The organism is Streptomyces sp. NPDC002324 (genome assembly GCF_053593335.1).
Genome location: NZ_JBSFCF010000039.1, coordinates 59445 through 85978 on the forward strand (window position 1 = coordinate 59445; position 26534 = coordinate 85978).

Sequence of the window (26534 nt, forward strand, 5' to 3'; positions counted from 1 at the left end):
CGCCGATGGACGAGGCACTGCTCCGCAGCCTCACCCCTGGTGTGCTCGCCGTCCTCGTCCGCCGCGGAGCCGACTTCGCGGCGGCCGAGGACGGGCGAGGCGGTCCGGTGTGGCCGGCCGACCCGCAGCGGGACGCGAAGGCTGGCTGGTCACCGTGGCCTGGCGCCGGTTCCTCGACGCGACCCGCGCGGACACCGCCCGGCGCCGGCGCGAGGACCGCGTGGAGGAGGAGCCGGTGCCCGGCCCCGCGCCCGGCGCGGACGACACGCTCCAGCTCTACTTCCTGTGCGCCCACCCCTCACTGACGCCGTCGTCGGCGGTCGCACTCACGCTGCGCGCCGTCGGCGGGCTCACCACCCGCCAGATCGCGCAGGCCTGTCTGGTGCCCGAGGCGACCATGGCGCTGGGGGTGCCTCCCACGCCCTCAAGGCAGTGGGGGAGCATCAGCCGGGCCAAGCGCACCGTCTCCGGCGTGCGGTTGGACCGGCCCGGCGACGTCGCCACCGTGCTGCGCGTCCTCCACCTGGTCTTCAACGAGGGCTACTCCGGCGATGTCGACCTCGCCGCCGAGGCCATCCGGCTCACCCGGCAGCTCGCGGCCGCGATCGACCATCCCGAGGTGGCGGGACTGCTCGCCCTCATGCTGCTGCACCACGCCCGGCGCGCCGCCCGGACCGCGCCCGACGGGAGCCTGGTGCCGCTCGCCCAGCAGGACCGCGGCCGGTGGGACACCACGTCCATCGCCGAGGGCATCGGGATCCTGCAGACGGCTCTCGCCCGCGACCGGCTGGGCGAGTTCCAGGCCCAGGCCGCCATCGCCGCGCTGCACGCCGACGCGCTCACGGCCGAGGAGACCGACTGGGTGCAGATCGTCGAGTGGTACGACGAACTCGCGCGCCTGACCGACAGCCCGGTCGTCCGGCTCAACCGCGCGGTGGCCGTCGGTGAGGCCGACGGACCCCGTGCCGGGCCGGCGGCGCTCGCCGCACTGGAGGACTCGCTGCCGCGTCACACCGCGGTGGCGGCGTATCTCCACGAGCGCGACGGTGACCCGGCGACGGCCGCCCGGCTGTACGCCGAGGCGGCCCGCAAGGCGCCCGACCTCGCCGAGCGCGACCACCTGACCCGACAGGCGGCCCGGCTCAACGCCCGCCTGCGCGGCTGACAGGTCGCGCTCGGCTTCGCCACGGCATGCGGGCCGCGCCCGCGCCGGAAATACCCTGATATGACTTAAATACGATGAGAAGGGGTACTTCACCCAGCGCGGCGACGCCACCACCGGCGTCCCCTCGACCAGGAAGAGGCAGGTCGGCCCATGTCGAAGAAATCACGAGCGTCCGAGCCCCCGCACGGAAAGGGCCCCAGCCGTCACGAGGGCGCCGGGCAGCACGGCTGGTCGCCCGATGTGGACGAGACACGCCAGCAGGACAACCCGAGCGCTTCCCGTTCCTTCCATACGGCCGAGCACGCCGAGGCAAGGGGCCGGGGCCGCACGAAGTCGGCGGAGGAGAGGAAGCCCGTCCCGGGGGACACCGCGAAGAGTCACGCGAAACGCGGCGAGGAGTACGGCGACGCGGACGAGAAGGGCCGCCGCGACACCGGGCCCAAGGGCCGCTCCCAGCGCCCCAGCGGCGCCAGGGACGCCTCTTCCTCGACCGGCGTGGACCCCCAGGACTCACCGCCGTCCAGCCACCGGTAGGCACGGGGCCCACCGGTCGTCCGGACGACGGCGTCCTCGACGGGCGGGGCCGCGAGGCCCCGGTCAGCAGATGCGCGGCAGTTGCTCCCCGATCGGCAGATCGACCACGCGTGTCCCGCCCAGTCCGGTACGGGCCACGACCATGCCGGGATGCGCCTCGACGGTCTCGCCGATGATCACCGAATCGGCGCCCAGCGGATGGGCCCGCATCGCCTCCAGGACGGCGTCGGCATGCTCACGCGGGACGAAGGCCACGAGCTTGCCCTCGTTGGCGATGTACATGGGGTCCAGGCCGAGAATGGCGCAGGCGTTGGCCACGGCCGCCGGGACCGGTACGTCGCGTTCCCGGATGACGACCCCGGTTCCGGAGGCCGCCGCGATCTCGTTGAGGGTCGCGGCCAGGCCGCCCCGGGTGGGATCGCGCAGGACGTGCAGATCAGGGGTGACGGCGAGCATGGCGTCCACGAGACCGCCGAGCGCCGCGCAGTCGCTCTTGATCTCCACGCCGAACTCCAGACCCTCGCGCACGCTCATGATCGCGACCCCGTGGACGCCGATGGCGCCGCTGACGATCACGATGTCGCCCGGGACCACCCGCTGGGGCCGCAGGTCCACGCCCGCCGGTACCAGGCCGATGCCCGCCGTGTTGATGAAGATCCCGTCACCGTGGCCGGCCTCCACCACCTTGGTGTCGCCGGTGGCCACCTCCACGCCGGCCGTGCGCGCGGCGGCACCGAGCGCCCGGGAGACCCGCGTGACCACGTCCAGCTCCACGCCCTCCTCCAGGACGAATCCGCAGGAGAGGTAGGCGGCGCGGGCGCCGCTCATGGCGAGGTCGTTGACGGTCCCGTTGACCGCCAGGTCGCCGATGCTGCCGCCGGGGAAGAACAGCGGCCGTACGACGTAGGTGTCGGTGGAGAACGCCAGCCGGGCTCCGCCCAGGGAGAGGACGGCCGCGTCACCCATCTGGGCCAGCACCTCGCCCCCGAAGGCGGGCGCGAAGATCTGCTGGACCAGCTCGGCGGAGAGGACTCCCCCGCCGCCATGGCCCATGACGACCCGGGGGCGGTCGCGCACGGGCGCCGGACAGGTCCACGCCTCGATGTCCGGCGCGGCGGGGACGGGGAGATCGGTGGCGGTGGTGTCAGACAACGGGGCTCGCCTCCCGAACCTCGGTGGTGGCGGGCATGTCCAGGCGCCGGTAGAGGTAGTACGCCGCGCAGGCGCCCTCGCTGGAGACCATGGTGGCCCCCAGGGGGGTGCGCGGGGTGCACAGCGTGCCGAAGGCCTCGCACTCGTGCGGCTTGAGCAGTCCCTGGAGGACCTCCCCGCTGCGGCACGCGGCGGGTTCGGCCGTCCGGATGCCGTCGACCGCGAACCGGTGCTCGGCGTCGTGGTCGCGGTACTTCGCCGCCAGCCGCCAGCCGCTGTCGGGGATCACCCCGATCCCGCGCCAGGCCCGGTCGGTGACCTCGAAGACGTCCTCCAGCATCGCGCGGGCGGCCGCGTTGCCCTCCGGCCGAACGGCACGGGCGTAGGCGTTGTCGACCCTGTGCTCACCGCGTTCCAGCTGGCGGACGGCCCGGCGCACCCCTTCGAGGATGTCCAGCGGCTCGAAGCCCGTCACCACGATCGGCACGCGGAAGCGCTCCGCCAGCTCCGGGTACTCCCCCACACCCATCACGCTGCAGACGTGCCCGGCGGCGAGGAAGCCCTGCACCCGGCACTTCGGCGAGGACATGATCGCCTCGATGGCCGGTGGTACGCGGACGTGGGAGACCAGCATGCTGAAGTTCCCGACGCCCAGCTTCCGGGCCTGATGGACCGTCATCGCGTTGGGGGGCGCCGTCGTCTCGAAGCCGATGCCGAAGAACACCACCTCGCGGTCGGGGTTCTGCTGGGCGATGCGCAGGGCGTCGAGCGGCGAGTAGACGACCCGCACGTCACCGCCCTCGCCGCGGACCTGGAACAGGTCCCGGCCGGTGCCCGGCACGCGCAGCATGTCCCCGAAGGAACAGAAGATCACCTCGGGCCGGGAGGCGATCTCCAGCGCCTTGTCGATGACCTCCAGCGGGGTCACGCACACCGGACAGCCCGGCCCGTGGATCAACTCCAGCTGTTTCGGCAGGAGTTGGTCGATGCCGTGCCGGATGATGCTGTGCGTCTGCCCTCCGCACACCTCCATCAGCGCCCACGGCCTGGTCACCGTGGCATGGATGTCGTCGAGCAGCCGACGCGCCAGCTCCGGGTCCTGGAACTCGTCGATGTACCTCACGGGTTGCGCACCTCTTCCACCGGGTCCATGCCCGCCTCCGCCGCCGCCGTCTCCCACGGGTCGCCGAACTCCTCCTGCAGCAGGCCGAGTTCGGCGAAGAGTTCGAGCGTCTGCCGCGCCGACTCCTCGTCCAGCCGTTGCAGGGCGAAACCGACGTGCACGATGGCGTACTCGCCGACCTGAAGGTCGGGCAGATACTCCAGGCACACCTCCTTGACCACTCCGCCGAAGTCGACGGTGGCCATCCGGGTGCCCTCCCGTTCCTCGATGTCCAGCACTCTGCCGGGTACCGCCAGGCACATGAGCCTCTCCTCGCTGTGGGGGTCGCGCGTCGCTCAGTCGGTGGGCGTGGGGACGGCGGCCTCGGTCCGGGCGGCCACCATCAGCTGCCCCAGCGCCAGGCCGCCGTCGCCCGGCGGCACCAGGTGGTGCCGCAGGACCGTGAAGCCGTCCTCGCGCAGGCCGGCGGCGCAGGCCGAGGAGAGCAGCGTGTTGGCGAACACGCCCCCCGTCAGGGCCACCGTGTCCAGCCCGTGCCGCTCGCGCGCCCGCACACACATCGCGTGCACCAGAGCGGCCACGCCCCGGTGGAACCGGGCCGCGATCAGCGCCGGCGCGACGCCCGCGCGCAGGTCGTCGACGACCTGCGCGAGCAGGGGCGCCGGATCGGCCCGGACGGGGCCCGTCCCGCTCTCCCGCGACGCGTGCAGGGCGAAGGCGTACGCCTCGCCGTCCCCGGTGGGCGCGAGCAGCGCCGCGCCCTCCAGTTCGACGGCGGCCTGCGCCTCGTATCCGGCCCGGTGGCACACACCGGCCAGCGAGGACACCGCGTCGAAGAGCCGGCCCATGCTGGACGTGGGAACACAGTTCAGGCTCCGCTCCAACTGCGTCGTCAGGGCGCGGAGTTCGTCGGGCGGACAGGCGGCCGCACAGGGGAGGTCGTCGCTCCAGGGCAGGCCGGCCGCCCACAGATGGGCCAGGGCCATGCGGTACGGGCGGCGCACCGCGGTGTCGCCGCCGGGCAGCGGGACGTAGGCGAGGTGACCGAACCGGGTGAAGCGGTCGTAGTCGGCGAGCAGGAACTCGCCGCCCCATACGGCGCCGTCGTCGCCGTGGCCCGTTCCGTCGAAGGCGACGCCGATCACCGGCCGGGTGCCGTCCAGCCCGTGTTCGGCCATGGCGGCGGCGATGTGCGCGTGATGGTGCTGGACGCGGGCGACGGGCCGGTGGGCCGCGTTGCGGTCGGCCCACCGGGCGGAGCGGTAGCCGGGATGCCGGTCGGACACCAGCGCCTCGGGCCGTACCCCGGTGAGGGACGTCAGCTGCCGCGCCGCGCGCTCGAACGCGCGCTGCGTGGCGACGTCGTCCATGTCGCCGATGTGCGCGGAGAGCCAGGCGCGGCGGTCCGACCCCAGACAGAACGTGTTCTTCAGGTCTCCGCCGACCGCGAGGGCCGGCCGCACGGGCAGGGGCAGGGTGAGCGGCAGCGGTGCGTAGCCACGCGAGCGGCGGATCACCAGGGGCAGTCCGTCGCAGACCCGGACCACGGAGTCGTCGCACGGGACGTGGATCGGACGGTCGTGGGTGAGCCAGGCGTCGGCCAGGTGCGCGAGCCGCTCCAGTGCCTCTGTGTCGTCGGTGACGATGGGTTCACCGGACACGTTGCCGCTGGTCATGACGAGCAGGCGGGGGCCGTCCGCGTCGCCGGGCAGTCCGAGCAGCAGATGGTGCAGGGGCGTGTAGGGCAGCATCAGGCCGAGGTCGGGGCTGCCGGGCGCGACCGCCTCGGCGGGCCGCGGACCGCCGGGAGCGTCCGGACGGCGCCTGACGAGGACCACCGGTCTGGCGACGTCTTCGAGCAGCCCGCGCTCCTCGGGAGTCAGCCGCACGAGGTGCCGGACGTCGTCCGCCGTCCTGGCCATGACGGCGAAGGGCTTGTTCCCGCGCGCCTTCCGGCGCCGCAGCAGGGCGACGGCTGCCTCGTTCGTGGCGTCGCAGGCCAGGTGGTAGCCGCCCAGCCCCTTCACCGCGAGGATCGCGCCCCGCGCGAGCAGGGCGCGGGCCTCGCCCACCGGGTCGGCCCCGTCGACGCTCCCGGCCCCTGGCCGCGGCCTGAGGACCAGCCGCAGGCGTGGCCCGCAGGCCGGGCAGGCGACGGGCTGCGCGTGGAAGCGCCGGTCCGCCGGGTCCGCGTACTCACGGGCGCAGTCGGGGCACATCGCGAAGCCGGCCATGGTCGTGGCGGCCCGGTCGTAGGGCACCGCGGTGACGATCGTGAAGCGCGGGCCGCAGTTGGTGCAGTTGACGAAGGGGTGGCGGTGGCGCCGGTCCGCCGGGTCGGCCAGCTCGGCGAGGCAGTCGGCGCAGGTGGCGGAGTCCGGGGAGACCAGGGTGCGGGCCGGTCCGCCGGGGTGGGAGGCGAGGATGGTGAACGCGGGGCCGTCGCCCACGGCGGGCAGCTCGTGGTGCTCGACGGACTCGACGCGGGCCAGCGGCGGCGCCTGGGCGGCGATCCGGTCGCAGAACCGGGCCACGGCCGAGGCGGCGCCCTCGACCTCCACGACGACGCCCTCGGCGGTGTTGGTCACGTGGCCGGCCAGGGCGAGTTCGGTGGCGAGGCCGTACAGGTAGGGCCGGAAGCCCACCCCCTGCACCACTCCCCGCACGACGACCCGGCGGCGCAGCGGAGCGGACTCGGCGACGGCTGCCGGGGCCTGCGGTCCGCTCACGGGTGGGTGTGGGCCATGGCGGCGTCGGTCTCCGGACGCGCGTGCGTATGACCGTCATGCGCGGGGACGTGACCGTCGTGGGCGTGCACAGGAGCATGGACGTGACCGTGGTGGGGCTGCCCGGCCATGACCGGCGCGTGGACGGGGGCACCGTCCGCGGCCGCCATGGCCCGGTCGAGCAGGGCGCCGACCCCCCGTCCCCGGCGTGCCGAGGTCATGACCACCTCGACCCCCGGGTTGACCTGCTCCACGTTCGCGCGGAACGCGACCTCGTCGAACTCGACCGCCTCCGCGAGGTCGGTCTTGGTCACCACGACCAGGTGCGCGAGCCCGAAGGCGGTGGGGTACTTGAGCGGCTTGTCCTCTCCCTCCGTCACCGAGGCGAGGGCGACCCTCAGCGTCTCCCCCAGGTCGTAGGAGGCGGGGCAGACGAGGTTGCCGACGTTCTCCACGAACAGCAGCCGGGTGCCGTCGGGCAGCCATCCGTCGAGGTGCCCGGCGAGCATGCCCGCCTCCAGGTGGCACAGTCCGTCGGTGAGCACCTGTTTGACCGGGACACCCGAACGTGCCAGGCGGATCGCGTCGTTCTCGGTGGCGAGGTCGGCGCTCAGCGCGGCGACGGATACGGACCGCTCACGTGCCCGCAGCAGTTCCTGCTCCAACAGCGCGGTCTTGCCGCTGCCCGGGCTGGACAGCAGGTTGACGACCGCCGTGCCTCGGGCGGTGAGACGCGTACGCAGTTCTCGGGCGCTCTCGTCGTTCTTCGCCAGTACGGCCTGGCGCAGGTCGGCGACACGGCACATGGTTCAGCGCTCCTCGGAGATCGGTTCGCGGGTGGACGGGTGCGCGGGGCCGCCGTGCTCCCAGCGCACGTCGACGATCTGCAGTTCCCGGCCCGCGAGCAGGTCGGTCCGCGTCCCGCCGCACGCGGGGCAGGTCAGCCGGGGCGGCATGCCGACGTCCCACGCGTGTGCGCAGGAGGTGCAGCGGGCCCGCCCCGGCACCTCCTCGGTGACCAGTTCGGCGCCTTCCAGCAGCGTTCCGGCACAGGCCAGTTCGAAGCCGAAGGCGAGCGCGTCGGGTACGACACCGGCGAGTTCGCCCACCTGGAGCCGTACCGATCGCACCGCCGTGACGTCTCCGGCCCGGCCGGCGGCCTCCACGACCTGGTCGACGACGGCCAGCGCGACGGACATCTCGTGCATGGGGATCTCGTCCTTCCGCTGCTGCCTCCCGCCGGGGTTCATTAGAGGCGCGCGGGACCGGGACGTACGGCCCGGCACGCCGTGACCGGGCGGCGGGTACGCCGTTCGACCCAACCGCACGGGAGCCCGCGGCCTCACATACGTCGGATCCGCAGATAGCGCCTGACGTCCGGCAGCACCTCGGCGGCGAGTGCGACCACGGCGGCCAGGGCCGCTCCACCGATGACGATCTTCTTCATTCCGTCTCTCCTCATGTCGTGGCCTCAGCGGTTGAGGCCCGCGCCACGGACGGATCGCCGTCCCGCAGCAGCTCTTCGATCAGCCGGACCGCTTCCGGTACGGCGCCGGCCACCGGCGCGCTGAGTCCGATGCGCTCGTCCACCGAGGCCGGTTCGCAGCCCACGACCAGGACGCGGCGCGGTGGGTGGGCGCCCGTGCCGGCGCAGAGCGTGGCCAGCAGCGCCAGGACGGTGTCGGGGGTCATCCGGTGGCCGTCCAGGGGCGGGGTCTCCTGCGCCGGGCCCGGGGCGCCGACCTCGTGTTCGATCACGTACAGCGTGCCGGGGGCTTCGCCGCGTGCCGTGGCGTCCACGAGGACGAGGGTGTCGTAGCCGTCCAGGAGCTGGTAGGCGAGGTGGACCCCCCGCACGCCGATGTCCACGATCTCCACGTGGGCGGGCAGCTCGCGTCCGGCGAGCCGGCGTGCGGTCTCCACGCCGAAGCCGTCGTCGCCGAGGAAGATGTTGCCGATCCCGGCGACGAGGGTTTTGGGGGGCGCCGCGGCCGAGGGGTTCATGCGCCGTCCTCCAGCGGTGTGACCTCGTCGGGCTGGAAGTACAGGAAGCGGCCCTGCTCGCGGCGGATGTCGGCGCCCGGGTCGCCCTCCACGGTGACCGCCAGATGGACGCCGCCGTCGACGTCGTGCAGCACGGCCTCGACCACGGCGGTGCGGCCCCGCAGGAAGATGTCCTGTGCGTCGGTGCGCCGCAGGCCCGGGTGCAGTTCGACCCGGCTGCCCCGGCCCACCGAGCGGCCGTCGACGACCACCCGGTCCCGCGCCGGGTCGAAGCCCGCGTCGCTCGCCGGGTCCCACCAGGGGGTGTCGGGCCGCGCCACCCCGAACTCGTCGGGGAAGCCGACGCCCGGATCGGCGGGGCCGGGGCCGGCCGTCACCTCGCGCAGACTCCGTACCGCCCCGTGCAGCCGCTCCAGCACCTCGGCCGGCATCGACTCCGCCAGCTCGATCACGGCGGCCGCCCGTTCGTCGGTGCCTCTGGCCTCGCGTTTCTCCTCGTCGGTGAGGGCGGCGGTGCGCAGCGCGAGGATCTCGTCGATCTCCGTGGCGTCGTAGAGCGCGCCGGGGCTCTCCGGGGCGATGGCCGGATGGTCCTCCAGGATGATCGGCGAGGACAGCACCAGGTCGGCCCGGCCGGGTTCCCCGGCGAGCACGGGCCAGGTGTGCAGGTTGCGGCAGGCCGCCACCGCGCCCTTCGCCCACTCGGGGGGATCGGTCATCGACAGGAACGATCCGGCGCTGAGGGCCATGAGGAGATGGGTGGCCACCAGGGAGTGCGGCAGCGCCGCGTCCCGGTCGGCGGCGTGGCCCTCGGGCGGTGTCCAGTCGCTGGTGTTCTCGACGACGGCGGTCAGCCGCAGGGCCCGGTAGGGGCCGTCGAGTTCGCGGGCGGACAGCCGCACCGTCCCGCTGACCGCCTCGCACCGTCGCAGCAGCCGGCCGACGGTACGGCCGGCCGCGTCGAGGACCGGGGCGGTGTCCTCCCTGGCCGGGAGGCGGAAGGGGTGGGTGACGCCGTCGCCGAGGAGTGCGTCCACCGGCGCGATCACCTCGACGCGTTCCTCGAACCCCTCGTCCCAGGGCACCAGCACCCGGTCGTCGAGGTCGAGTTCGGTGACGGTGTCGAAGCCGCCGTCCGGGCGGACCCGCTGTACCGTGCGCCGTCGGGCATGCAGGAAACGCACCTCGACCGAGAGGGTCGCGCCCTCCTTCGGTTCCATCAGGCACTCGGTGTGCTGGAAGTCGTGCTCCTCGCACTCGGCGCCCCAGCCGGGCGGCACGAGCACCCCGAACTGCCAGCGCAGCCGGTTCTTGGCCGACGAGGCGCGGTACGGGTACAGGACGTAGCCCTCGAAGAGGACGGCGTCGGCCACCTGGCGCGCGAGGGCGAACCGCTCCTCGGTCTCGGCGGCGAACGCGGTCAGGGTCACGGGTCGGTCCTTCCGGTGGTGCCGGTGAGCGCGCGCAGCGGGTCGCTCGCGGGCGGCTCGGCGGCGGCGCCTTCGTCGAGGAGGGCCTTGAGGGTCGCCTCCCAGGAGGCCAGCGCGTGCCGGGAGCGGTAGGCGAGGAGGGCGTCCATCGTGTCGCGGGGCAGCCGGATCCAGCCGCAGCCGGGGAAGTGTTGCTCGACCATCTCCCGCCAGACTCCGACCGGCATCCGGAAGGGCGCCTCCCGGTCCCAGGGGACGGGTTCGACGCGAAAGCCGCCCGCTCCGGTGAACGCCGTACCGGAGAAGAGCATGAGCAGGGGGACCTCGCCCTCGGTGAGGGCGGTGAGGTAGCGGGTGGCGGCGATCTCCATGTCGTAGGTGCAGGGCACGACGACGTCGGTCTCGATCTCTCCGGTGAAGCTGGGGACCATGACCGACACCTGGGCGAACTGCACCGGCTGGAGGGTGCTGCCCCAGCGGGAGCGGTCGCCGAAGAGGTCCGTCAGACCGTCGGCCTCGGCGGGCTCGTAGCCGCGGCGGGCGGGTTCGATGCGGATCTGGCAGCGCAGGGCGACCGCGTGCACGGGGGCGTTGTCGGCGGCGGTGACGCGCAGCCGGAAGACGAGGGTGGGTCCGGCGGCGTACCGGTCGGCGCGGACTCCGGTGCAGGCGAAGGAGAACTCCGTCACGGCCGCACCCCCGTCCCCGCCGGACGCGGCGGCTCGCAGGCCTTGTCCCGCAGGTCGTCCACGGGCCGGGCGCGGCGCGTGACGTCCGCGAAGAACGCCTCCAGGGCGGTGCGGGCCTCCGCTCCGCCGTCGAAGCCCTGCCACGACAGGCGCATACGGCCGACGAGTTCGTAGCAGATGTCGATCGGCACGAGGTGGGTCTCGCACCGGCCGTCGGTGCGGCGCAGCAACAGTGCCTCCACGTCGGGTTCGAGGAGTGCGGCGAGACGGCTCTCGCCGAGGACGGCCGCCCAGGTGTCCGGTTCGAGTTCGCTCTCGGTGGCTCCGGCCGGGCTCGGGTAGAGGGCGACCAGCCGGTCGAGCGCGGCGTTGCGGAAGAGGAAGGCGACGCCGACCGGGATCTGCAGCGCCTCCCACGCGCTGTCGTCGAGGCGGTGGCCGGGGTCGGTGAGATAGCGGGCCGGGACCGTGCGGAAGCGGCCCGCGGCGGCGCCCGGCTGTTCCATCAGCAGGGCGCAGGGGGCGCAGGCGCAGACGAGGGCGCGTTTCTCGGTGTCGACGAGGTGACGGTGGTCGCCGGGGACCTCCGCCGCGCACAGTTCGCACCGCTCCGCCTGCGGTGGGCGTTCCGCCAGGAACCTCTTCAGACCGGTGGCGGTCGCCGTCATCGGGACCCCGTAGGTGCCGTGCTGATCTGCAGGAGGGTGGGGCCGGCGGGTTCGGTCCGGACGTCGACGGCCCTGACCTCGGGTGCGAAGCAGGCGAGTGCCGCCTCGGCGGCCTGCCGGGCGTCCGCGCCGGAGCCGCAGCCGCAGCCGCCGCCCGCCCGGGCACGCACCCGCAGCGTGCCGGTCTCCTCGTCGAAGTCCACGACGTCCAGGGTGTGTTCGCGGACGCTGTCGAGGGCGCGGGCGATGCGGGTGTCGCGGTCCTCGGGGTGCAGGTCGTGCAGGACCAGCAGGCTCGCGACCACCTCGTCACCGAGGAGGCCTTGCGACGGTTCACCGGGCGCGGAGGACAGCAGGTGGAGGATGCGGGCCAGACCGGCCCCGTAGAAGTCCATGAGGGAGCGCACGAGTTCCTCGGCGGCCGCGGCGGCGGCCTGGTCGCCGCCCGAGGTGAGCCGGTCCAGCACCTCCTCGACGCGGCGTCCGGTCCGCTCGGCGTCGACGGGCCGGGCCGTCGTCGGCGCGCTCATCCGCCCAGTCCGCTCAGGCCGGTGGGCACGTGCATGGACTTCACGGTCTTGCCGCCGCCGACGTACATGTGGACGCCGCAGGGCAGACAGGGGTCGAAGCTGCGGACGGCGCGCATGATGTCGATGCCCTTGAAGTTCTCCGGGGTGTTCTCCTCGAAGATGGGCGTGTTCTGCACGGCGTCCTCGTACGGGCCCGGTGTGCCGAAGGTGTCCCGGGTACTGGCGTTCCACGGGGTCGGCGGATACGGGTGGTAGTTGGCGATCTTGCCGTCGCGGATCACCATGTGGTGGGAGAGGACGCCGCGGACGGCCTCGGTGAAGCCGACGCCGATGCCCTCGTCCGGGACCTCGAACTTCTCCCAGGTCTGGGTGCGTCCGGCGCGGACCTCCGCGAGGCCCTTCTCCGCGCAGTGCAGGGCGACGGCGGCGGCGTACGCCTGGAAGTACGTGCGGGCACGGTTGCGCTCCAGCGCGTTGGACCACTTCGGGATCTTCCACTCGAAGGTGGTCTCCGGCTTGGTCATGGTGCGCGGCAGGTTGATGACCACGCTGTGGCCGGTGGCCTTGATGTAGCCGATGTCGACGAGGCCGGACAGGGCGGTGGACCACAGTCGGGCGATGGGGCCGCCGCCGGTGTCCAGGGCGAGGTGGTCCTTGCCGTCGAACCAGCGCGGGGACATGACCCAGCTGTACTTGTCGTCGAAGTTCCGCTTCTGCGGGGCGGGGATGGTGTGCTGGTTCCACGGGTGGCGCGGGTCCACCGGGTTGCCGAGCGGGTCGTGGGTGACGAACTGCTCCTGCCCCTGCCAGTCCTCGTAGTAGGAGCTGCCCAGCAGGATGCGGATGCCGAGGTTGATCTCGGTGAGGTCGTTGGTGACGAGTTTGCCGTCGACGACGACGCCCGGGGTGACGAACATCTTCCGTCCCCAGTCGGTCATGTTGGCGTAGGTGAAGTCGCAGTACTCGGGGTCGTTGAGCGCGCCCCAGCAGCCGAGCATGACCCGGCGGCGGCCCACTTCCTCGTACCCGGGCAGGGCCTCGTAGAAGAAGTCGAACAGGTCGTCGTGCAGGGGGACGACGCGCTTCATGAACTCGACGTACCGCATGAGGCGGCTCATGTAGTCCGTGAAGAGCTGGACGGAGGCGATGGTGCCGACGCCGCCCGGGTAGAGCGTGGAGGGGTGCACATGACGGCCCTCCATCAGGCAGAACATCTCGCGTGTGTAGCGGCTCACTTGGAGGGCTTCGCGGTAGAACTCGCCCTCCAGCGGGTTGAGCGAGCGCATGATGTCGGCGATGGTGCGGTAGCCGTGCTCGGCGGCGTGCGGGGCCTCGGTGCGTTCGGCGAGTTCGAGGACGCCGGGGTTGGTCTCCTTGACCATTTTCTCGCAGTAGTCGACCCCGACCAGGTTCTCCTGGAAGATGTTGTGGTCGAACATGTACTCCGCCGACTCACCGAGGTTGATGATCCACTCGCCGAGGTGCGGGGGCTTCACGCCGTACGCCATGTTCTGCGCGTACACCGAGCAGGTGGCGTGGTTGTCGCCGCAGATGCCGCAGATGCGGCTGGTGATGAAGTGGGCGTCGCGGGGGTCCTTGCCGCGCATGAAGACGCTGTAGCCGCGGAAGACCGACGACGTGCTGTAGCACTCGGCGACCCGCTTCTGCTTGAAGTCGATCTTCGTGTGGATGCCCAGGGAGCCCACGATCCGGGTGATCGGGTCCCAGGCCATCTCCACCAGGCCACTGCCGTCGCCGGCCGTCTTCGTCTTCGGTGCCATCTGTGTGCCGTGCCCTTCGTTGCGCGGGAGGTTGGTGTGGGGGGGGTGCACGAAGCGGGGAGCGGACTACGCGTGGCGGGTCCTCACCACGGTGGCCGGTAGCCGGTGGTGATCTTTTCTCCGGCGCGGCGCCACTTGGGCTCCTTGTCCACGGTCCTGGCGGTGATCGACCGCAGCTTGCGGACCACGGCGCCGTACGCTCCGCTGGCGTTGCTGGACAGCTTGGCGCCGGGGGGTTCGTCCATGAACGGCATGAACTTGTCGGGGAACCCGGGCATGGTGCAGGCGATGCAGATGCCGCCGACGTTGGGGCAGCCGCCGATCCCGTTCATCCAGCCGCGCTTGGGCACGTTGCACTTGACGACGGGGCCCCAGCAGCCGAGCTTGACCAGGCAGGTCGGCGAGTCGTACGACAGGGCGAACTGGCCCTGTTCGTAGTAGCCCGCGCGGTCGCAGCCCTCGTGCACGGTGGCCCCGAACAGCCAGGTGGGACGCAGTTTGTCGTCCAGCGGGATCATCGGGGCGGAGCCGGCCGCCTGGTAGAGCAGGTAGGTGAGCGTCTCGGAGAAGTTGTCGGGCTGGATGGGGCAGCCCGGGACGCACACGATGGGGATGCCGGCGTGGGACTTCCAGTCCCAGCCGAGGTAGTCCGGCACGCCCATCGCGCCGGTGGGGTTGCCGGCCATGGCGTGGATGCCGCCGTAGGTGGCGCAGGTGCCGATGGCGACGACCGCGAGCGCCTTCGGGGCGAGCCGGTCGATCCACTCGCTGGTGGTGATCGGCTGGCCGGTCTCGGGGTTGTCGCCGAAGCCGCACCAGTAGCCCTCGGGCTTGATCGCCTCGTTGGGGATGGAGCCCTCGACGACCAGGACGAACGGGTCGATCTCGCCCCGTTCCCCCTTGAAGAACCACTCGATGAACGTGTCCGAGCCGCCGATAGGACCGCACTCGAAGTCGATGAGCGGCCAGTGGACGGCGACCTTCGGCAGCCCTGGCAGCACACCGAGCACGATCTCCTCGATGCTGGGCTGCATGGCCGCCGTCAGCGCGACCGAGTCACCGTCGCAGCTCAGGCCCGCGTTGATCCAGAGAATGTGGATCGTGGGCGCCTCGTCGGCGGGCGCGCCGCCCGCGCTCGTGGCCTCGACCGTTGCCGGCGTCGCCTCAGTCATGGGACCGCCTCCTGGGGAGGTAAGGGATGAAAGCCTCTTTTTCGGCCTTCGCTCTTCTTCGTAGCAGCCATGCGGCCGCGATGGGACGCCGACGGGGGCCGATCCGGTGACGCCGGCGCCCCTGCCGATCGGGCCGGTTCACGCAACCGGGGCGGGACCGAGGTGCGGCGGGGTGCACGCCGGCCGCACCTTGTGGACGAAGGCGCGGCGCAGCGCGTGGTACGGGGCGTCCGGGTCGTCGAAGGTCCGGCGCATCCGGGCCAGCTCCTGTGCTCGGAATCCGGCCAGCGGGGTCGTGCTCTCCAGCCGGTCCAGCTCCGTCTTCTTCGCGGTGATCCGGGACGCCGTGGCCGGAAGCGACGCCAGACGCGCCGACAACGCGGCCACCTCCCCCGCGAATCCGCCGGGACCGCTGTCGACGACCCGGTCGACGAGCCCGAGCCGCAGCGCGCTCGCCGAGCCGACCGGCAGCGCCTCCCGCATGAGCCGTTCGGCCGTCGCGGAACCCACCCGGCGCGGCAGCGTGTACGTCCAGTACTCCGAGCCGTACAGGCCCATCAGCCGGTAGTGCGGGTTCAGCACGGTTCCCGAGCGGTACCACACCTCGTCGGCGGCCAGGGCGAGGGGCACGCCGCCCGCCGCGGCGTTGCCCGCGACGGCCGCGACCACCAGGCGGTCGGTCGTGGTCAGAACCGCCTCGACCAGGTCGTCGATGGCGTTGATGTTCGCCCAGGACTCGGCGGCGGGGTCGTCGGCCGCCTCGATGACGTTCAGGTGGATCCCGTTGGAGAAGAAGTCCCGCTCGCCGCCCAGCACCAGCACCGACGTGGGCCGCGCGCACGCTTCCCGGTAGGCGTCCAGCAGCCGCCGGCACTGCTCCGTGCTCATGGCCCCGCCGGGGAAGGAGAACGACAGGAAGCCGACGTGCCCCTCCTCCCGGTAGCGAATGTCCGCCCAGGTCAGGTCGCGTACCTCGGGGAGCCGGGGCAGGGCGTGTTCGGGCAGCGGCGGCAGCCGGTCGCCCAGCGCCGACACGGCGGGGAGCTTGAAGGTGGGCGGCTGTCCCGGCCCGCGCCGGGGCCGCAGCTCGGGGATCCACACCGCGCCGTCCGTGGTGGCCCGGCAGACCGCGCCGGCCCGGGTGGCCAGCAGCTCGCCCGGACGGCCGCGCAGCTCGCCCTCGGGGTGACCGCCGTGCAGATACCACTCGCCGCCGAGCAGCTCGTCCAGCACCCCGGGCTGCGAGTCGGCCGCGCGCAGCTTGCGCACGACGTCCCGGGTGGAGTCACCGGCCCAGTCGATCCGCCGGACGCTCTGGTCGAGGTACGGACGTGTGCGCGGCCGTGAGCGGGCGCCGGGCGCCTCGGAGTGGGCGGCGGTCGTGCCGGCCGCGTCCTGCGCGCGCGGCGTGTAGGTGCCCCCGGCGAAGCGCTCCACCGCGAGCATGACGGCCTCGATCGCGGCATCGGCGATCTCGCCCCGGTACAGCTCGCTCTTGGACACCTGCGGAACGCGGCACGCCACGCAGGCCCACACGTCACCGGCGTCCATCTCCCCGTCGGCCTGCAGGACGGTGACACCCCACTCGCCCACGCCGTCGTGGATGGCCCAGTCCAGGGAGGACGGTCCCCGGTCGCCCACGGGTCCGGGATGGACGATCAGGCAGGTGTGGGCCGACCACACCTCCTCGGGGATCGCCGTTCTCAGCATCGGCGCGATGATGAGCTGCGGCGCGTGCCGTCGCACGACGTCGGCCGACGGGCTGTCCGGCAGGGCGAGTTCGACGGCCACGGTGTGGCCGCGGTCGCGCAGTTCGGCGTGGGTGCGCTGGGTGAGGCTGTTGAACGCGCTGGCTAGGAGCAGGATGTGCACGGCTGCCTCCGGGCGGACGAACGGCAGCACGGATGACCGCCGACCGAGATCCTCGGCCCTGGCGGCCCGCCGCCCCCGGCGACAGACGGTGAGGTCATCCGAAATGCGGGCGCCCATCGGCCGTCCGGCCTCACCGGCACCGGCCCGCGACGGCTCGGCGGGCCCGGCTCACCGAGCCGGCCGCCGCCCGCGCACGATCAGTGTCGGCGCAGGCCGCTGGTGATGCGCTCCCACGGGGAGCGGGTGGCGCCGAAATGGGTCTCGTGGGTCCAGATGTGGGTGCACGAACGGCACTGCAGATGGAGCAGGCTGCCGACGTTCGACAGCAGATAGCGCCAGTGCTCGGAGCAGGTGCGGCCCTGCTCACAGATGCCGCATCCGCGCCGGTCGTCGCAGTTGGGGCAGGCCACCCAGGCGCGCCGACCGATGTCGGCCTGTGGGTCAAGCGGCAGCATGGCCGTCGCCTCTCCGCGGCAGGACACCGGCCGCGACCAGGTCGTCGTACACGCGCTGCTGCTCCGCGTCGAGACCGGAGTACAGCAGTGCGTACGCCGCTTCCTCGCCGCGCAGCGCGGCGACGGGGTCCCAGTCGGCGCCGAGGGCGTCCAGGACGTGCGCGCGCCGGAGCATCTCGTGTGCGCTCAGGTCGATGACCAGATCGGTCGTCGGAAAGGCGTGGGGACGTTCCGCGGCGGGATCGTTCGCTGCGGCGGGATCGTCCGGTTCGCCGGGAAGGGCGCGGCCGTGGTGGGACATGCGACCGAACGTAGGTAAGCGTTCCCGGCCCCGGCAAGAGCAGGTGGGAGAAGTCACAGGTCGGCGAAGAGGTCGTCCAGTGGGGCGGGCACCTGCTCGGGGGTGAGGGCTTCGACGAGGAGGCGGCCGTAGCGGATCTTGCGGCCCTTCTTCGTGCCGAGGAAGCGGCGCAGTTGCCGGTGCCGGGAGCGGCCGTGCTGGGCGGGCTGCCGGACGAAGGTCTGCCAGGCACGCAGTTCGTCCTCGGCCTCGACGATCTGCTCGACGCGCGCGGTGCCCAGCGCACGGATCAGCTCGTCCTCCAGGTCCGCCGCGCAGACGTGGACGCTCGGGCGGGGTGTCCAGGCCGGGTCGAGGCCCCGGTCGTAGAAGGGTTTCTCGCGCTCGTCGCACAGGCCGACCAGGCGCAGGCCGAGGCCCGGCGCTCCGAGGAGCCCCGCATAGCGTCCGACGCTCATCGCTCCGCCCATCGACACCACGCTCACTCCCTCACCGGCCAGGTCACGACCCCGGCGGTCGGCCAGTGCCTGGACGGCCGCGAGGTCGCTCAGCCCTTCCAGCAGGACCGCCGTGTGCACCCCCAGGAGTTCCGCCAGCTCCCTCGCCGGCCCGCCGGAGCCACCGGCCGCCCAGCTCGCGACCTCGTCCCGGAACATGCGCATGTCGACCATGCCGAGGAGTCTCCTCCGTACGCCGACGGCCGCGCACCCGAATTCCACACGGGGAGAACCCGCACCGCCGGCGGCTCTGAGCACCTTCCCGGGCGACGTCGGACCACGGGAAGCGGCGGTGCGGGGACTCTGGGCGGTCGAGCTGCAGGGTCAGCGGACCTCGGTGGTCCGGTGCTCCTTCAGGGACGCGCAGTTGGAGTTCTCCACGTTCACGTACACGTTGGCGATGTTGCCGCCCCAGCTCACGCAGTAGCCCTTGCCGTAGACGTAGGCCGGTCCGGCGAACGACGTGTAGTTGCCGTAGTCGTCGTCGTACTCGTCGGTGGCGGGGACGTAGATGTACGTGGACATGTTCTTGGCCGTGCCCGGGTTGGCGCGGATCGTCGCGACGCAGTTCTTGCCGTTCTTGGCGTTGTACGTCAGGTAGACGGTGCCCAGCGTCCCGACGGGCGCGGAGTTGACCGTCTTGTAGGCGCTGCCGCAGACGCCCTGCGGGGTGACGTTGGGTGCGGCGGACGCGGTCGTGCTGAACGCGGTCCCGGCGCCGACCGCCAGTGCCGCTAAGGCACCGACAGTCGCGACATGACGCATCTTTCGCATATTTCCCCCTTGGGTCCTTGGGAGCCCTTTGCTCCCACTTGATGTGACCCTCGGGCGGGACGGATGGTTGCCCCGGGTTTGCCAGGAATTTTTTGACGGCCGCGGACGGACACCGCGCACGGCCGCGCGCCTCCCGCATCACCGCACCCGGCACCATCGGCGCCCTGATTCAGACATACGCACATGCCATCCCAGCGCCTTGCATATCTCGCTCATGCGAAGCTACAGGCGCTATCACCATTGCATCTGCGGCAGAATAGGGAATCCGTCTGGAGCTGAGGAAATGGACCCGTGATGACCCGAACCGCGCGCCGGACCCGCCGATCGACGCGGGCGGCCGCCCTGGGGGCGACCGCGCTGCTCGCGCTCAGCGCATGCTCGTCGCCCGACGACTCCACCACCGCGACGTCGGGCTCCTCCTCCGCCTCGTCGACGGACGAGGTGCGCGGGACGGTGACCGTGTTCGCGGCCGCGTCACTGAAGGAGAGCTTCACGACACTGGGGAAGCGCTTCGAGGAGGAGCACCCGGGCACGAAGGTCACCTTCAGCTTCGGCGGCAGTGACTCCCTCGCCGCGAGCATCACCGGCGGTGCTCCGGCGGACGTGTTCGCCTCGGCCAGCCCGAAGACGATGGCGATCGTGACGGACGCGGGGGACGCGTCGGGGACGCCCACGACCTTCGTCCGCAACCAGCTGGAGATCGCCACCACGCCGGGCAACCCCGACAGGATCGACTCCCTCGAAGACCTCACCGGGTCGGACCTGAAGGTCGTGCTCTGCGACAAGGCGGTGCCCTGCGGTGCCGCCGCCCGGAAAGCCCTGGACGCCGCCGGCCTGAAGCTCACCCCCGTCTCCTACGAACAGGACGTCAAGGCCGCGCTGACGAAGGTGGAGCTGAGGGAGGCCGACGCCGCCGTCGTCTACAAGACCGATGTGCGCGCGGCAGATGGCAAGGTGGAGGGTGTGGAGTTCCCCGAGTCCGCCGACGCCGTCAACGACTACCCGATCGTCCGGCTCAAGGACGCCCCGAACGCCGAGGCCGCCGAGGCCTTCATCGCGTTGGTGCGGTCCGCCGAGGGCCGCCGGGTCCTGACCGGGGCGGGGTTCCTCAAGCCGTGACCCTCCCGACCGGCAGGTCCGACGCCGCGGCCGACACCCTCCGGGACGGGCCGCGGCGTCGGCGCGTCCGCACCGGCGAAGGCGGCCGAGGCGTGCCCCTGCCGCTGCTGGTGCCCGCGCTGATCGGCCTGGCCTTTCTGATCGTGCCTCTGGTCGCGTTGCTCGTACGGGCCCCGTGGCGCAGCCTGCCCGCGCTGCTGACCAGCGCCGAGGTGTGGCAGGCGCTGCGCCTGTCCCTGGTGTGCGCCACCGCCGCCACCGTGGTGAGCCTGGTCATCGGTGTGCCGCTGGCCTGGCTGCTGGCCCGCGTCGAGTTCCCCGGACGCGGCATCGTCCGGGCGCTCGTCACCCTGCCGCTCGTGCTGCCGCCGGTGGTCGGCGGTGTGGCGCTGCTGATGGCGCTCGGCCGCAACGGCATCGTCGGGCGGTGGCTGGACTCCTGGTTCGGGATCACGCTGCCGTTCACCACGGCGGGGGTGGTGGTCGCGGAGGCGTTCGTCGCGATGCCCTTCCTCGTCATCAGCGTCGAGGGCACGCTGCGGGCCGCCGACCCGCGTTTCGAGGAGGCGGCCGCCACGCTCGGCGCCTCCCGCTTCACGGCCTTCCGCCGGGTCACGCTGCCGCTGATCGCGCCGGGCATCGCGGCGGGCGCCGTGCTGGCCTGGGCGCGGGCGCTGGGCGAGTTCGGCGCGACGATCACCTTCGCCGGCAACTTCCCCGGCCGAACCCAGACCATGCCGCTGGCCGTGTACCTGGCCCTGCAGAGCGACCCGGAGGCCGCCATCGCCCTCAGTCTGGTCCTGCTCGCCGTCTCCGTCGCGGTGCTGGCGGGCCTGCGCGACCGCTGGATGACAGCGAGATGACCGAGCCCCGTCCCATGCCGGACTCCCCCGCCCACGGCCCACGAGCCGACGCCTGCGGGCAGGGCCTGGACGCCCACCTCGTCGTCGAGCGCGGAGCGTTCCGCCTCGACATCGCGCTGAGTGTCGCCCCCGGTGAAGTCGTCGCCCTGCTGGGCCCGAACGGCGCCGGGAAGACCACCGCCCTGCGCGCCCTGGCGGGCCTCACCCCGCTCACCGGCGGCCGTCTGCGACTGGACGGCACGGCGTTGGAGCGTACGCCGCCGGAGTCCCGGCCGGTCGGCGTCGTCTTCCAGGACTACCTGCTGTTCCCCCACCTGACCGCACTGGACAACGTGGCCTTCGGACCGCGCTGCCAGGGGGCGGGCAAGGCGGCGGCCCGGGCCACCGCCGCCGCGTGGCTGGACCGCCTGGGGCTCGCCGACCACGCCGGTACCAGGCCACGCAAGCTGTCCGGCGGGCAGGCCCAGCGTGTCGCCCTGGCCCGCGCGCTGGCCACCCGCCCCCGTCTGCTGCTGCTGGACGAGCCGCTGGCGGCGCTGGACGCGCGCACCCGTCTGGAGGTCCGCTCCCGACTCCGGCGGCATCTGGCCGAGTTCGAGGCCGTCGCCGTCCTGGTCACGCACGACCCGCTCGACGCGATGGTGCTGGCGGACCGACTGGTCGTCGTCGAGGAGGGCCGGGTCGTCCAGGAGGGCGCCCCGTCCCACATCGCCCGTCACCCCCGCACGGACTACGTCGCCCAGCTGGTCGGCCTGAACCTCTACCGGGGCGAGGCCGACGGTCACACCGTCCGCCTCGGCACCGGCCCCTCCATCACCACCACGGAAGTGCTGTCCGGCCCGGCCTTCGTGGCGTTCCCGCCGAGCGCGGTCACCCTGTACCGGGACCGCCCGACCGGCGCCAGCGCCCGCAACCTCTGGCGCTGCGCGGTCGCGGGCCTGGAGACCCACGGCGACCGGATCCGCGCCGACCTCACGGGAGAGCTGCCGCTCGCCGCGGACCTGACCACCGTCGCCGCCGCCGAACTCGGCCTCCACCCGGGCGCGGAGGTGTGGGCGGCGGTGAAAGCTATGCAGACGCACGCCTATCCCGTGTGACACCGCGTACGGGCGGGTGGGCACCGTGGCGGAAGCGTCGGAGCGCGTGCACCGCGTTGGCGCGCCGGGTGAATCTCGGCGGCGGGCGAGGTTACCTTCGGCGGTATGGACGGTGATCCTGGACGCTGGCGCCGGTGCCTGCTCGGCGGGGCGGTGTTCGCCGTCTGTATGGCCGGCACGACCCTGCCGACCCCCCTCTACGGCCTCTATCAGGAGAAGTTCGGCTTCTCCGAGCTGACGGTCACCGTGGTCTACGCCGTCTACGCCTTCGGGGTCATCGGGGTGCTGCTGCTGGCGGGCAACGCCTCGGACTCCGTGGGCAGGCGTCCGGTGCTGCTGTGGGGCCTGGGATTCGCGGCCGCGAGCGCCGTCTGCTTCCTCTGCGCGTCCGCGCTGGGCTGGCTGTACGCCGGGCGGCTGCTGTCGGGGCTGTCCGCAGGTCTGTTCACCGGGGCCGCGACGGCGTACGTGATGGAGTTGGCGCCGCCCGGCGGGGCCTCGCGGGCCACGTTCGTGGCCACCGCCGCGAACATGGGCGGGCTCGGCTGCGGCCCGCTGCTCGCCGGGGTGCTCGCGCAGTACGCCGCCCAGCCGCTGTATCTGCCGTTCGCCGTCCACCTCGCGCTGGTCGCCTGCTCGGCCGTCGTGCTGCTGCGGCTTCCGGAGACCGTACGGGAGATCCGGCCGCTGAGCGCCGTACGGCCGCAACGGCCCAGCCTGTCCCCTCGGGTACGGGCGGTCTTCGGGCCGGCTGCCGCCGCCTCCTTCGTCGGCTTCGCCCTGTTCGGGGTGTTCACCTCGGTCAGCCCGGCCTTCCTGGCCCAGTCCCTGGACGTCCACGACCACGCGGTGAGCGGACTGGTCGTCGCCCTGGCCTTCTTCTCCTCGACCGCCGGACAGCTGGCCGTCGGCCGGGTCGGCATGAGCCGGTCCCTGCCGCTGGGCTGCGCCGGGCTCCTCGCCGGGCTGGCGCTGCTGGCCGGCGCTCTGCGATGGGACCTGCTGCCGCTGGTGGTGCTGAGCGCCGTCGTCGGCGGGGTGGGCCAGGGGCTGGCGTTTCGCGGTGCGCTCTCCGCCGTGGCCGCGGCCTCCGGGGCGGACCGGCGCGCGGCCGTGATCTCGGCACTGTTCGTGGTGGCCTACACGGGTATCTCGGTGCCGGTGATCGGCGTGGGACTGCTGGCGGAACCGCTGGGCCTGGAGGGAGCCGGGCTGGTGTTCATCGCGTGCATGGCGCTTCTGGTGTCGATCGCGGGCGTCTACCTGCTGCGGCGGCCGGTACCGGCGCCTTCGGAGGCCGACGGCGGGCGCTGACCGCCCTCGCCCCGGAGGCGGGGGCGAATTCTCGCCGCGGGGGGTGGCGGCGCCGCAGGCGTTCCGGCAGGAATCCGGCTTGGCAGGGATCATGCTCCGCTCGCCCCCGGACGCGGCGACCGCCGGGCCGCCGGGCCGCCGCGCACCTGTCGGGCGGGCGGACGGGATACGAGCACAGGCAGCGGGCAGCGGGCAGCGGGCAGCCGCCGACGGCAGGGCTACTCGACGCCGTTGCGGACCACCGCGGGAACTTCCCAACCGCTCCAGCCGGGAATGTCCTCGCGGGCCTCGTGCCACGACGCGGGAAGCCCACCGGTGCCGGTGCGGGACGCGACGACTCCTCCCGCGATCGCGCAGGTGGTGTCGCGGTCGCCCCACCCCGCGACGGTCTGCCACAGCGCCCCGCCCAGGTCGTCCAGATGACCCGCGGCGGACCACAGGGCGAACGGGACCGTGTCCGGGGCCGAGATCAGCGTCCCCGAACCCAGTACGGACGCCGCGTGGCGCACCGACGTACGGTCGGAGAAGTTCGCGGCGACCAGGAGCCGGGAGCGGACATCGCTGTCCGGCACGTGGTCGGCGACCTCCCGCAGGAACTCCGCGCGTGGCGGGGCGTCCGGGCTCTCGTCGGCGGCTGCCAGCGCCGCGGCGACCGCCACGGCCACGGCGCCGGCGACGGCCTCGGGGTGGGCGTGCGTGGTCAGCGCGGACAGACGGGCCTGCTCGACGGCAGCCGGCAGATCGTCCCGGAACCATGCCCCGAGGGGGGCGACCCGCATCGCGGCGCCGTTTCCGTAGGAGCCCTGACCGGCGAACTGTGCCGTGGTGACGGCCCGCCAGTCCCCGTCCTCGCGAATGCTCCGGAGCACACCGTGCATCGACGGCCCGTACTTGCGGCCGGGGTCCCTCGCGTACTCGGCGGCGAACTCGCCTGCCAAGCCGTCCGGCCGGACCTCCCCATGGGCCTTCAGGTGGGCGAACAGGACGAAGGCCATGGCGGAATCGTCCGTCCACGGCCACGGCTGCGGACGTGGGTCCCGCGCGGCCCACAGTTCCTCGGCGTTCTCGTCGGAGCGCGTGAACCAGCTGTCGCCGAAGGCATCGCCCATCACCAGCCCGTCCAGGGCGGCGTGGGCGTGGTGCGGACCGGTCATCGGATCACTCCTCGTGGTGGCGGGGTGGCCCGCGCATTCTTCCCGCTGACCGAACAGACACGCGACCGGATTGCCGACCCGGCGGCCGCGCCTCGGTGAGCGGGGCAGGTCGGCACAGCAGCAGGGGTAGGACGGAATGACGCGGCCGGCGACGCGTGGCGCCAGGCGTGGCACTCTCGGTGCCACTTGGCGCCACTTGGCGCCGCATCGCGCCATCGCAGGCGTTGGCGCGGATGTGGCATCACCGGGACCCCTTTCGACGCCGACTCGTTTTCGCAGATCAGAGGCGACTTCGCCTCCACCGGCAGGGAAAAGTCGCCAGGAGACTTGCACATGGAGCCACTGTGGCGCCATGATGGCGTCATGGACCTCACGCCCTATGTCGACACCCTCCGCCGCGAACTCGCGGTGGCCGCCGAAGCCGGCGGCGAAGAAGCACGCGAGCTGGCCGAGCGGCTCACCGCCCCCCTGGAGTCGGCGACCCGGCTGACCATGCTCAACGTGCTCTCCGCCGCGATGGACGAGATCACCCGCGAACTCGCCCCCGGCTCGGTCGACGTACGGCTGCGCGGGCTCGACCCCGACTTCGTCGTGACACCGCCGCCCGTCCACGGCGGCGTGCCCGCCGAACCGGCCGCCCCCGTGGAACCGCTGCCCGCCGCGTACCCGGCCGACGGGGACGAGGGCGGCACCGCCCGCGTCAATCTGCGCCTGCCGAGCCAGCTCAAGGCCCGCGCCGAGGAGGCCGCGAACCGCGAGGGGCTGTCGGTCAACGCGTGGCTGGTGCGCACCGTGTCCGCCGCGGTCGACGGCGGCGCACGGTCGACGCGTACGACCGAGAGGGCCCGGACCGTCGGACAGAGCTTCACGGGCTGGGTGCGCTGACCGCTCCCTCAGCCCGCACCACTTCACCTACGCCACTTCACCCACACCACGTCCCACCAGCGGGGACGACTCAAGGACCCATGAGGACGGGACAGCCATGCCTTCTTTCGACACTCCCGAACCGATCTCGGCCACGGCGCACGTGGAGGCCGGTTCCATCCAGTTCACCGCGGGCGACCGCCTCGACACCGTCGTCGAGGTGCGGCCCCGTGACCCGAAGAAGGACCTGGACGTGCGGACGGCCGACCAGACCGAGGCCACCTACGCGAGCGGTGTACTGACCGTCCGGACGCCGAAGCCCAATCTGCTCGGTCTCGGCATCGGCCGTACCGGCACCGTGGACGTGACGGTCGAACTGCCCACGGGCTCGCGCGTCGACATGACCGGCGCCTGGGTCCAGGTGCTCGGCGAAGGCCGGCTCGGCGAGGTCCGCGTGAAGACGTCCTCCGGCGACGTCCGCCTCGACACGACCGGCCCTCTGCACCTGACCGCCTCGCACGGCTCGATCACCGTGGACCGGGTGGAGGGCAGGGCCGAGATCACCACCAGCTCCGGCAGCATGCGCGTCGGCATCGTCGACGGTCCCGCCGTCCTGAAGAACTCGCACGGCACCACGACCGTCGGCGCAGCGACCGGCGAGCTGCGGGTGCGCGGCGCCAACGGCGACATCGACATCGCGCGCGCCGAGGACTCGGTCACCGCCGCCACCGCCCACGGCACTCTGCGCGTAGGCGAAGTGGCACGCGGCACGGTCCAGTTGGAGACCTCCTACGGCGCCATCGAGGTCGGTATCCGCGAGGGCACTGCCGCCTGGCTCGACGTCAGCTCGAACTCCGGCCAGGTACGCAACACCCTCACCTCGTCCGAGACCCCGGACGGGACGGGGGACACCGTCGAGGTCCGCGCCCGCACCCGGTACGGAAACATCGACATCCGCCGCGCCAAGGTCTGACCCTCGGCGGCTTCGGCCGCGACCCTCACACACCCCACACCACTTCAGCCTTCGAACGGGAGGGCGCCATGCCTTCATCTGTCATGCCCACATCCAAAAATGAGGACGGTCGGGACGGTTCCCGGACGTCCACCGTCCCCTCCGCGGCCGTCTCCGCCCTCGGTCTGCGCAAGTCCTACGGTGACAAGACCGTCCTCGACGGCATCGATCTGCGTATCCCGGCCGGGTCCGTGTTCGCCCTGCTGGGGCAGAACGGTGCCGGCAAGACCACCGCCGT

Annotated in this window: 28 protein-coding genes and 1 pseudogene; 9 read left to right on the plus strand and 20 right to left on the minus strand. The window is 72.7% G+C overall.

What is annotated here, in order from left to right; translation table 11 throughout:
* Window positions 1-5 precede the first annotated feature (5 nt).
* Together ACWCRJ_RS35795 and ACWCRJ_RS35800 are read left to right on the plus strand one after the other, a co-directional pair.
* Window positions 6-1165, plus strand: a pseudogene (locus ACWCRJ_RS35795) (RNA polymerase sigma factor).
* Between the two features lie 150 nt (window positions 1166-1315).
* The gene (locus ACWCRJ_RS35800) at window positions 1316-1699 is read left to right on the plus strand and encodes a hypothetical protein (protein ID WP_450943186.1); all 384 of its coding nucleotides are present in this window, start codon (window positions 1316-1318) and stop codon (window positions 1697-1699) included.
* Window positions 1700-1762: 63 nt separating this feature from the next.
* Here ACWCRJ_RS35800 and hypE read toward each other — a convergent pair whose 3' ends face one another.
* The 19 genes from hypE to ACWCRJ_RS35895 form a co-directional block, all read right to left on the minus strand.
* Complete coding sequence (gene hypE / locus ACWCRJ_RS35805) at window positions 1763-2851, minus strand: hydrogenase expression/formation protein HypE (RefSeq protein ID WP_450943187.1); 1089 nt, start codon at window positions 2849-2851, stop codon at window positions 1763-1765.
* Window positions 2844-3974, minus strand: coding sequence for a hydrogenase formation protein HypD (gene hypD, locus ACWCRJ_RS35810; RefSeq protein WP_450943188.1), 1131 nt, complete (start codon window positions 3972-3974; stop codon window positions 2844-2846). The genes hypE and hypD overlap by 8 nt, the downstream gene beginning before the upstream one ends.
* Window positions 3971-4276, minus strand: coding sequence for a HypC/HybG/HupF family hydrogenase formation chaperone (locus ACWCRJ_RS35815; RefSeq protein WP_020114736.1), 306 nt, complete (start codon window positions 4274-4276; stop codon window positions 3971-3973). The genes hypD and ACWCRJ_RS35815 overlap by 4 nt, the downstream gene beginning before the upstream one ends.
* Window positions 4277-4309: 33 nt before the next feature.
* On the minus strand, window positions 4310-6703 hold the full coding sequence (gene hypF, locus ACWCRJ_RS35820) for a carbamoyltransferase HypF (RefSeq protein WP_450943189.1): 2394 nt from the start codon (window positions 6701-6703) through the stop codon (window positions 4310-4312).
* On the minus strand, window positions 6700-7506 hold the full coding sequence (gene hypB / locus ACWCRJ_RS35825; RefSeq protein ID WP_450943190.1) for a hydrogenase nickel incorporation protein HypB: 807 nt from the start codon (window positions 7504-7506) through the stop codon (window positions 6700-6702). Before hypB ends, hypF begins: the two co-directional genes overlap by 4 nt.
* Before the next feature lie 3 nt (window positions 7507-7509).
* Window positions 7510-7908: a hydrogenase maturation nickel metallochaperone HypA/HybF gene (locus ACWCRJ_RS35830; RefSeq protein WP_450943191.1), complete on the minus strand. Its 399-nt coding sequence runs from the start codon at window positions 7906-7908 to the stop codon at window positions 7510-7512.
* Window positions 7909-8042: 134 nt separating this feature from the next.
* Window positions 8043-8147, minus strand: a complete 105-nt coding sequence (locus tag ACWCRJ_RS35835; protein WP_373560660.1) for a DUF6893 family small protein — start codon at window positions 8145-8147, stop codon at window positions 8043-8045.
* 11 nt (window positions 8148-8158) lie between these two features.
* The gene (locus ACWCRJ_RS35840; protein ID WP_450943192.1) at window positions 8159-8704 is read right to left on the minus strand and encodes a hydrogenase maturation protease; all 546 of its coding nucleotides are present in this window, start codon (window positions 8702-8704) and stop codon (window positions 8159-8161) included.
* On the minus strand, window positions 8701-10134 hold the full coding sequence (locus ACWCRJ_RS35845) for a hypothetical protein (protein ID WP_450943193.1): 1434 nt from the start codon (window positions 10132-10134) through the stop codon (window positions 8701-8703). The genes ACWCRJ_RS35840 and ACWCRJ_RS35845 overlap by 4 nt, the downstream gene beginning before the upstream one ends.
* The gene (locus ACWCRJ_RS35850) at window positions 10131-10823 is read right to left on the minus strand and encodes a DUF6084 family protein (protein ID WP_450943194.1); all 693 of its coding nucleotides are present in this window, start codon (window positions 10821-10823) and stop codon (window positions 10131-10133) included. Before ACWCRJ_RS35850 ends, ACWCRJ_RS35845 begins: the two co-directional genes overlap by 4 nt.
* Complete coding sequence (locus tag ACWCRJ_RS35855) at window positions 10820-11491, minus strand: DUF5947 family protein (RefSeq protein ID WP_450943195.1); 672 nt, start codon at window positions 11489-11491, stop codon at window positions 10820-10822. Before ACWCRJ_RS35855 ends, ACWCRJ_RS35850 begins: the two co-directional genes overlap by 4 nt.
* On the minus strand, window positions 11488-12021 hold the full coding sequence (locus ACWCRJ_RS35860; RefSeq protein WP_450943196.1) for a hypothetical protein: 534 nt from the start codon (window positions 12019-12021) through the stop codon (window positions 11488-11490). Before ACWCRJ_RS35860 ends, ACWCRJ_RS35855 begins: the two co-directional genes overlap by 4 nt.
* Complete coding sequence (locus tag ACWCRJ_RS35865; protein ID WP_037692601.1) at window positions 12018-13802, minus strand: nickel-dependent hydrogenase large subunit; 1785 nt, start codon at window positions 13800-13802, stop codon at window positions 12018-12020. Before ACWCRJ_RS35865 ends, ACWCRJ_RS35860 begins: the two co-directional genes overlap by 4 nt.
* 83 nt (window positions 13803-13885) lie before the next feature.
* A complete protein-coding gene (locus ACWCRJ_RS35870) occupies window positions 13886-14974 on the minus strand; it encodes an NADH-quinone oxidoreductase subunit B family protein (RefSeq protein WP_450943197.1) in 1089 nt (362 codons plus the stop codon).
* A gap of 138 nt (window positions 14975-15112) precedes the next feature.
* Entirely contained in the window at window positions 15113-16846 is a 1734-nt protein-coding gene (locus ACWCRJ_RS35875; RefSeq protein WP_450943198.1) for an enoyl-CoA hydratase-related protein, read from the minus strand.
* Window positions 16847-17043: 197 nt separating this feature from the next.
* Window positions 17044-17301: a hypothetical protein gene (locus ACWCRJ_RS35880; protein ID WP_450943199.1), complete on the minus strand. Its 258-nt coding sequence runs from the start codon at window positions 17299-17301 to the stop codon at window positions 17044-17046.
* Window positions 17288-17602, minus strand: a complete 315-nt coding sequence (locus ACWCRJ_RS35885; protein ID WP_450943200.1) for a DUF6400 family protein — start codon at window positions 17600-17602, stop codon at window positions 17288-17290. The genes ACWCRJ_RS35880 and ACWCRJ_RS35885 overlap by 14 nt, the downstream gene beginning before the upstream one ends.
* Before the next feature lie 53 nt (window positions 17603-17655).
* Complete coding sequence (locus ACWCRJ_RS35890) at window positions 17656-18273, minus strand: TOPRIM nucleotidyl transferase/hydrolase domain-containing protein (protein WP_450943201.1); 618 nt, start codon at window positions 18271-18273, stop codon at window positions 17656-17658.
* A gap of 150 nt (window positions 18274-18423) precedes the next feature.
* Window positions 18424-18873 carry a spore-associated protein gene (locus ACWCRJ_RS35895; protein WP_450943202.1) on the minus strand — a complete coding sequence of 150 codons (450 nt, stop codon included), beginning with the start codon at window positions 18871-18873 and terminating at the stop codon, window positions 18424-18426.
* Between the two features lie 294 nt (window positions 18874-19167).
* On the opposite strand from ACWCRJ_RS35895, the gene modA reads away from it, so the two are divergent.
* The 4 genes from modA to ACWCRJ_RS35915 all read left to right on the plus strand — a co-directional run bounded on the left by modA (window position 19168) and on the right by ACWCRJ_RS35915 (window position 23266).
* Window positions 19168-19992, plus strand: a complete 825-nt coding sequence (gene modA / locus ACWCRJ_RS35900) for a molybdate ABC transporter substrate-binding protein (protein ID WP_450943203.1) — start codon at window positions 19168-19170, stop codon at window positions 19990-19992.
* Window positions 19989-20855: a molybdate ABC transporter permease subunit gene (gene modB, locus ACWCRJ_RS35905; protein WP_450943204.1), complete on the plus strand. Its 867-nt coding sequence runs from the start codon at window positions 19989-19991 to the stop codon at window positions 20853-20855. Before modA ends, modB begins: the two co-directional genes overlap by 4 nt.
* The gene (locus ACWCRJ_RS35910) at window positions 20852-21952 is read left to right on the plus strand and encodes an ABC transporter ATP-binding protein (protein ID WP_450943205.1); all 1101 of its coding nucleotides are present in this window, start codon (window positions 20852-20854) and stop codon (window positions 21950-21952) included. Before modB ends, ACWCRJ_RS35910 begins: the two co-directional genes overlap by 4 nt.
* 105 nt (window positions 21953-22057) lie before the next feature.
* The gene (locus ACWCRJ_RS35915; protein WP_450943206.1) at window positions 22058-23266 is read left to right on the plus strand and encodes an MFS transporter; all 1209 of its coding nucleotides are present in this window, start codon (window positions 22058-22060) and stop codon (window positions 23264-23266) included.
* Between the two features lie 218 nt (window positions 23267-23484).
* On the opposite strand, the gene ACWCRJ_RS35920 is transcribed toward ACWCRJ_RS35915, so the two are convergent.
* Window positions 23485-24420 carry an ADP-ribosylglycohydrolase family protein gene (locus ACWCRJ_RS35920; protein WP_450943207.1) on the minus strand — a complete coding sequence of 312 codons (936 nt, stop codon included), beginning with the start codon at window positions 24418-24420 and terminating at the stop codon, window positions 23485-23487.
* Between the two features lie 363 nt (window positions 24421-24783).
* On the opposite strand from ACWCRJ_RS35920, the gene ACWCRJ_RS35925 reads away from it, so the two are divergent.
* The 3 genes from ACWCRJ_RS35925 to ACWCRJ_RS35935 all read left to right on the plus strand — a co-directional run.
* On the plus strand, window positions 24784-25305 hold the full coding sequence (locus ACWCRJ_RS35925) for a toxin-antitoxin system HicB family antitoxin (protein ID WP_450943208.1): 522 nt from the start codon (window positions 24784-24786) through the stop codon (window positions 25303-25305).
* A 97-nt stretch (window positions 25306-25402) separates the two neighbouring features.
* Window positions 25403-26257, plus strand: coding sequence for a DUF4097 family beta strand repeat-containing protein (locus ACWCRJ_RS35930; RefSeq protein ID WP_450943209.1), 855 nt, complete (start codon window positions 25403-25405; stop codon window positions 26255-26257).
* Window positions 26258-26340: 83 nt separating this feature from the next.
* The coding region (locus ACWCRJ_RS35935) for an ATP-binding cassette domain-containing protein (protein ID WP_450943210.1) at window positions 26341-26534 on the plus strand (194 nt) is incomplete at its 3' end.